The following is a 6047-nucleotide window of genomic DNA, read 5'->3' on the forward strand; positions in this document are numbered from 1 at the left end:
CGCCAGGTCGCCGAACTCCAAGTTCGCATCGCCGTCCTGAACGGCTACACTGCGCTCGGCATACCCGTCACTGAAGCTGTAGGATAAGTCCGTCCGGGGAAAGGGGAACCTCGGCCATCAGAGGCTTTGTGCAACAGAGCCTCCTGGTAGGGTACTTCATTCAAAACACTCCATTTCTTCCTAAAGATTGAAGTGTTGCGTCGACCGGTTGAGGCAACCTACTAAAGCGATTTGTTAAGCGGCGGTCTGCAATCGTCGTCAGTTGTTTAGATAATACGAGTAATCAATTTCAGAAGTGGGTGTTAAATATGGGTTATATATAGTGTTAAGATGGTAAAGTTGCCCGGTAAGCAGCTGATTATTAATGTATTTTTCAAGTCTTCGGTGTGTGAAACTACGATGCTTGGTGTGTAAAACTACGATACTTGGTGTGTAAAACTACGTTTAACTTGACTTGGTGTGTAAAACTACGAATAAGAGGATATGGTGTGTGAAACTACGAAACGAAACCCTCTTCTTCCAGACCGTCGTCAGCAAGGCGATTTCTTTTTGTGTGATATCTTTGATGCCGCGCCTAAGGGTGACATGGCTAGTATGGAACATCCCGTCTTTTCCATTTCGACAAAACCTGACCTCAAGCCGCGCAGATATGAAAACGGAAATAGCTTCATTGAGATAACCCCTTCGGTCAAAGGGCTAGCGACGATTCATGACCGAGATGTTCTGATCTTTTGCATCAGTCAGATCATGTCTGCATTAAACGAGGGCAAAGCCGTCAGTCAGACCGTCAGGTTTGCTGCCTCGGATCTCTTAACGGCAACAAACCGGCCGAATGGCGGTGAATCTTATGATAGATTGAAACAGGCACTGGAGCGTCTAGGCGGTACCCAGATCTCTACCAATATCACGACGGGCGGCGAAGAGGTGCTCGACATCTTCACAATCATCGAAAAAGCACGGATTGTACGACAGACACGCGATGGCAGGATGCAAGAGATTGAAATCACGCTATCGGACTGGGTTTTCAATGCAATCAATGCCAAGGAAGTTCTTACCCTAAGCAGAGATTATTTTCGTCTCCGCCGACCACTAGAACGACGGTTATATGAGATTGCCAGGAAGCATTGTGGTGTCCAACGAGAGTGGAAAGTCGGTCTCGAAAAACTCCGGACCAAGTGTGGCTCCGCATCCTCAATGAAGGAATTCCGTCGACTGCTTGGTGGTATCGTTGAGAAAGACCGACAGTTCGCGCATATACCAGATTATTCCATAGAATTTGATGGTGAATTTGTCTGGTTTAAAAATCGAGGATCGGTGCCACAGCCTGTCGTTGAGATCTTCGACAGTCCCCTGCCTTCTTATGCTCATGAAGATGCCCGATCCGCAGCCCCCGGTTGGGACCCAAGACACCTCGAACAGGAATGGCGGATCTGGTGTGGCGATGAGGAAATCGAGCCGAAACACCCCCTTCGACATTTCATCAAGTTTTGTACCTCGTGGTATGAAAAACGGGGCGCGCCCAGGTAGGCACTTGCCCTCAAGTATCTGAGGGTAGGCCTTAGCGGCTGCTACCCTCGTCCTCTTCAAACCGATCCATCAAAATACTCAGCATTGCAGCGTAGGTGTATTTAAAGCGATCTTGCTGGCACATTTTCTTAAACCGAGCGATCTCATCCAGCGGAGCCCGAATTGTGAACTGACCTTCCTGAGGCGCCTCTCGTGAGGGCCACGGCTGCTCAGACGGGGGCGCTGAGGCTTTTGCAGGCGCCTTCACCTCTCTGGGCTCTCTGTGTGGTTCTATCGCTTCTTTGCGTGGCTTAGGGGCGAATTTCTCCAGGCGGGATGTGTCGAGCTTACGCGGCATCTGACGAGGTCCCCTGCTCTTCCAACATATCGATCACCTCTGCAGCGAATGCTTGGGCGTTTGCGATAGCTTTCTCAATGCCGTTGAATTCTTTGCTGTCGAGCTGGCGCAGCCCTGCCCCGGCATTGTGCAGTGCTGAAAAAGAAGTACGACGGTGAAGCTGGGTTTCAAATACCGGTGCTGCTGACTTGAGCTGCCCCTGGATGAATTTTTCCAACCTTGATTTCACCGCAGCATTGGTACGGCACAAAAGAACTGCAGCTGGGATGTTCTTGCCACGGGACCTGCCTTCTCTGGACACTTCTGCAAGGGTATCCACAGCGGCGTCTGCGTCCTGTTGTTCTTCGCCGGAAGGTACAACGACAAGATCGCTTTCCCCGATGGCAAAGGACGCCAAGCGCGAGGCGGAACCTTCCAGGTCAATGATGACGAATGCGGCCTTGGAAACTGCTTCGTCAATCTCATCCAAAATCGCTCGTTCCCCAGTAGACTGGATGACTTCAATCCCGTCAGGAAGATTTGAGATATCGGCCCATTTTGCCAGGCGTGCGGCTGGATCTGCGTCTATAAGTACGACGCTCGCCCCGCTTGCGGCCAGCTCAGTTCCCAGAATGATTGACGATGTTGTTTTACCGGCGCCGCCTTTGGACGACGCAAAAGATATTATTGGCATAGTTTTTCCGCTCGTTTTTACTGCCTGGCGACATGATGCGAAAGAAGGTCGGTTGATGTCAAGAGGAATGAATTGATGTGATTTGAAAACAAATGATGCCATTTGATTTTGTGTGATGTGAAAACACTCCCAACACAGATATTCTGGACACGATAGGGCAGCGCTCTGCACCCGCCTCGTTAGGGCGTTAAAAGGTGCGTTACCAGTCAACAAACTGCGCGACACCCGCCTCTATCGAGGTCTTGGGCGCATAGCCGGTCAACTGTTTCAACAAAGTAGGTATCAGCCAAGGTTACGGGCACATCTCCGGGCTGCATCGGCAGCATATTTCTCTGTGCCGTTATCCCTGTTGCGCGTTCAATGGCGGCAATGAAAGCTGTGAGCTTTATGCTTTCAGAATTACCAATGAGAGTACCGCAAAGTGTGGGGCAATCACGCGGCCATTGCTATTTTCGGACGATGGTTTCAGGGCCGGATGCCATTGCTCGAACTTGGCGCGCAGGGTGCCATCGAGAGCTCTGGTTCGAGTTTGCAACATAAGGTGCGCGCCTCTTGCCACGCAGCTTTCGATCACACCACGTGCAGCGCGCGCGTTTGATAAAAAACGCCCCGCACTGCGCGGTAACAACTTTCTGCTGGATGCCCAAAAGAACAGCTTTGCCTTCCTCTATGGACAGGCCGATTTCTCCAGTGGCCTCAAAGCCCTTGAAAAGGTGCCAATCCTGTCCGTGTGGGCGGTGCCGTCTGGCGCAGTGATTGTGACGCTGATTTCAATATGTATATTTGGGATCCTGCCTGCCTGATTATATTGGTTCTGAATCTCTCGCTCGCATGATCGTCTGCCGACTGGTGCCCATGTCGCGGGCGATGGAGGAAACCGTCGCGCCGGTGGCGAGTTTTTCACGGACCAGCGCCTGCTGATCAGCCGAAAGCGTTGATGGACGCCCCAGTGTTTTGCCTTGCGCCTTGGCGCGCGCCAGCCCCGATTGCGTGCGTTCAATCAGAAGATCTCGCTCGAACTGGGCAACTGCGTTAATCACACCCATCGTCAGCTTGCCTGCAGAACTGGTCAGATCCACGCCGCCCAAGGCGAGGCAATGCACACGGATGCCCAAGGTCTCCAGCTTAGCCACGGTGGTACTGACATCAATCGCATCACGCCCCAGCCGGTCTAACTTGGTTACGACAAGAACATCGCCACGTTCCATCTTGTCCAGAAGACGCGCAAATCCCTTCCGCTGTGCGATGGCTTGTGAGCCGGAAACCGTCTCAGCGATCATCCGGTGTGGCTCCACCGCAAATCCCGCAGCAGCTATCTCCCGGATCTGGTTCCCGGGGTCCTGTTCGGTGGTAGATACTCTGGCGTAGGCAAATGTTCTGGTCACAGGGCTACTATTCTGTCCGGAAATGATGTCCAAAATCATACACCTGTTCGATATAGGTTCAAGATAATTTGTGGACAGGCCCTCATGCCCTGTCCGGAACCGAACGATTACGTACGGGTCACATCAATTGCTGGTGCATCAGTTCTCGATACTTCCAATCGCGAAGCTGGGTGTTCACATCGCGCCGAGAGAAGGAGGTCTCAAGGTACGACTCACGAGCCTTCATGCGGTCTAGGACTATTCCAACCTATCCAGGGCGAGATCCTCCAGCGTCTGGCTCGTGTCCTGGCGGTTCAGCAGATTTTGGCCAAAGGACGGCCAATGCCTCCAGGTCCTGCCAGGCATCATAGCCATTCGCCTCGTCCCGCCGCGCCAGATAGCCTTCAGCCCCGCTGCATTCCTCAGGCGGGCATGCGCCCGCCCCACCCGTTCAAATAGGATAATACTTCTTCGGATCCGCATCCGTTACGGCTTCGACACGGGCCTCGTGTTTTCAATAATCCCCCATATCGTAGATGTACGCGAATCGGTCGTTCCGACGAAACCCAAAGCTGCTTAGGGCAATATCCGGGCTTGCTACATGCAATTATCAAGACCCATAATCGACGGCGCGAATATCAAACTGAAACAGGTGAATGCCGTCTCATCCCATCGCAACTTGAAAAGCGCCGTGTAACTCCCGCATCGTAATCGATGAAGAAACCAACACGCGGCGCCAAATCATCGGACTGATGCCCAAAAGGTGGATCTTTAGCTGGTAGATTTTGGGGGAAAAAGGCATCCACAATTCTTGCCAGCATCACCATGAAAAACGCAACTTCCCCACACTTTACGGTACTCTCCGCATGATGGCAGGCCTTGCCCAGTTCGAGCGTGATCTGTTGAGCGAGAGGGTGAAATCCGGTCTGGCTGCCGCCCGGACACGCGGCAAGAAGCTTGGGCGCCAGCCAGACCAAAGGCCAAAATCGCCCCACAGGTTATCGAAGCCGTAGCGAGTGGAAGGTCATACCGCTGGATCGCACGAGACCTAGGCCTCAGTAAAAACACCGTCACTGAAATCATGAAGCGGCATCGCCAGCGGCCCTCGTGAGTAGGTGAGATCTCTTTTGTCAGCATGAACTCCGCCAATACCTTCAAACCGGGGCAGGTTTGTGCGCACTTCGTGCTAAAGCGTGTGAGAAACACTACGCTATGATGATGAACTGCGGCACTTGGGTCTTTTCCTCCAATTTCCCGGAGAAGAACAAAAAGGTATCCCCGCCGGTTTTGGGGAAAAGTTAGGGTTTTGAATGGCTCTGTTGCACAAATCCTGTGAGGGATTCATCTTGTGAATCCAGCGTGGTAGCTGGGATGCATGAGCAGACCGACACCCCCAACCTACAAGACCAGGAACTGGCCGGCCTATAATGAAGCGCTCAAGCGCCGGGGCTCGCTGACGATCTGGTTCGATTCCGAGATGATCTGGGATGCTGCGCCGACCGGAAAACGCGGTAGACAGCAGACCTATAGCGATACCGCCATCCAGACATGCCTGACGATGAAGGTGCTGTTCGGCATGGCGCTGCGGCAGACGACCGGGGCCGTCGAAAGCTTGTTGCGCCTGGTCGGCCTTGGCTCTACGGTGCCCGACTTCAGCACGCTTTCCCGCCGCCAGAAGACCCTTGCCGTGAACATTTCGTATCGCGGCTCCAAGGGGCCGCTGCACCTGCTGATCGATAGCACGGGCATCAAGGTCGAAGGCGAGTGGCACGCACGCAAGCATGGCGGTCCCAAGCGGCGGGTCTGGCGCAAGATCCATCTCGGGATCGACGAGCAAACACTGGAAATCCGAGCGGTTGAAATCACCGGGAACCATATCGGCGACGCACCTGTTCTGCCCGATCTGCTCAGCCAGATCCCGGCGGATGAGCAGATCGGCAGCGTCACCGCCGACGGCGCGTACGACACGCGCAAGTGCCACGACGCCATCGCCGACCGCGGTGCGCATGCCGTCATCCCACCTCGCGGGAACGCCAAGCCCTGGGAGCCAACGACAGCAGGCGCAATCGCGCGCAACGAGACGCTTTGCGCGTCGAAAAACCTCGGTCGCGCCATCTGGCGAAACTGGAGCGGACACCACCGCCGA

6 protein-coding genes are annotated in these 6047 nt (G+C 53.9%); 3 read left to right on the plus strand and 3 right to left on the minus strand.

All coding sequences use genetic code 11. From position 1 onward, the window contains the following. Window positions 1–483: 483 nt before the first annotated feature. Window positions 484–1527, plus strand: a complete 1044-nt coding sequence (locus QZ268_RS14525) for a replication initiator protein A (RefSeq protein ID WP_295454054.1) — start codon at window positions 484–486, stop codon at window positions 1525–1527. A 326-nt stretch (window positions 1528–1853) separates the two neighbouring features. Here QZ268_RS14525 and QZ268_RS14530 read toward each other — a convergent pair whose 3' ends face one another. The 3 genes from QZ268_RS14530 to QZ268_RS20215 all read right to left on the minus strand — a co-directional run bounded on the left by QZ268_RS14530 (window position 1854) and on the right by QZ268_RS20215 (window position 4703). Further along, on the minus strand, window positions 1854–2639 hold the full coding sequence (locus QZ268_RS14530; protein WP_295454057.1) for a ParA family protein: 786 nt from the start codon (window positions 2637–2639) through the stop codon (window positions 1854–1856). A 701-nt stretch (window positions 2640–3340) separates the two neighbouring features. Continuing rightward, window positions 3341–3961: a recombinase family protein gene (locus QZ268_RS14535; protein WP_295454060.1), complete on the minus strand. Its 621-nt coding sequence runs from the start codon at window positions 3959–3961 to the stop codon at window positions 3341–3343. A 604-nt stretch (window positions 3962–4565) separates the two neighbouring features. Beyond that, window positions 4566–4703 carry a hypothetical protein gene (locus QZ268_RS20215; RefSeq protein ID WP_349387457.1) on the minus strand — a complete coding sequence of 46 codons (138 nt, stop codon included), beginning with the start codon at window positions 4701–4703 and terminating at the stop codon, window positions 4566–4568. 67 nt (window positions 4704–4770) lie between these two features. Here QZ268_RS20215 and QZ268_RS14545 point away from each other — a divergent pair, with 67 nt between their 5' ends. Both QZ268_RS14545 and QZ268_RS14550 read left to right on the plus strand, forming a co-directional pair. After that, window positions 4771–4914 carry a recombinase family protein gene (locus QZ268_RS14545; protein WP_295454068.1) on the plus strand — a complete coding sequence of 48 codons (144 nt, stop codon included), beginning with the start codon at window positions 4771–4773 and terminating at the stop codon, window positions 4912–4914. Between the two features lie 362 nt (window positions 4915–5276). After that, window positions 5277–6047 (plus strand): IS5 family transposase (locus QZ268_RS14550; RefSeq protein WP_295454063.1); only part of this gene is annotated, 771 nt, incomplete at its 3' end.

Origin of the sequence: uncultured Pseudophaeobacter sp. (assembly GCA_905479575.1) — a bacterium.
GTDB lineage: Bacteria > Pseudomonadota > Alphaproteobacteria > Rhodobacterales > Rhodobacteraceae > Pseudophaeobacter.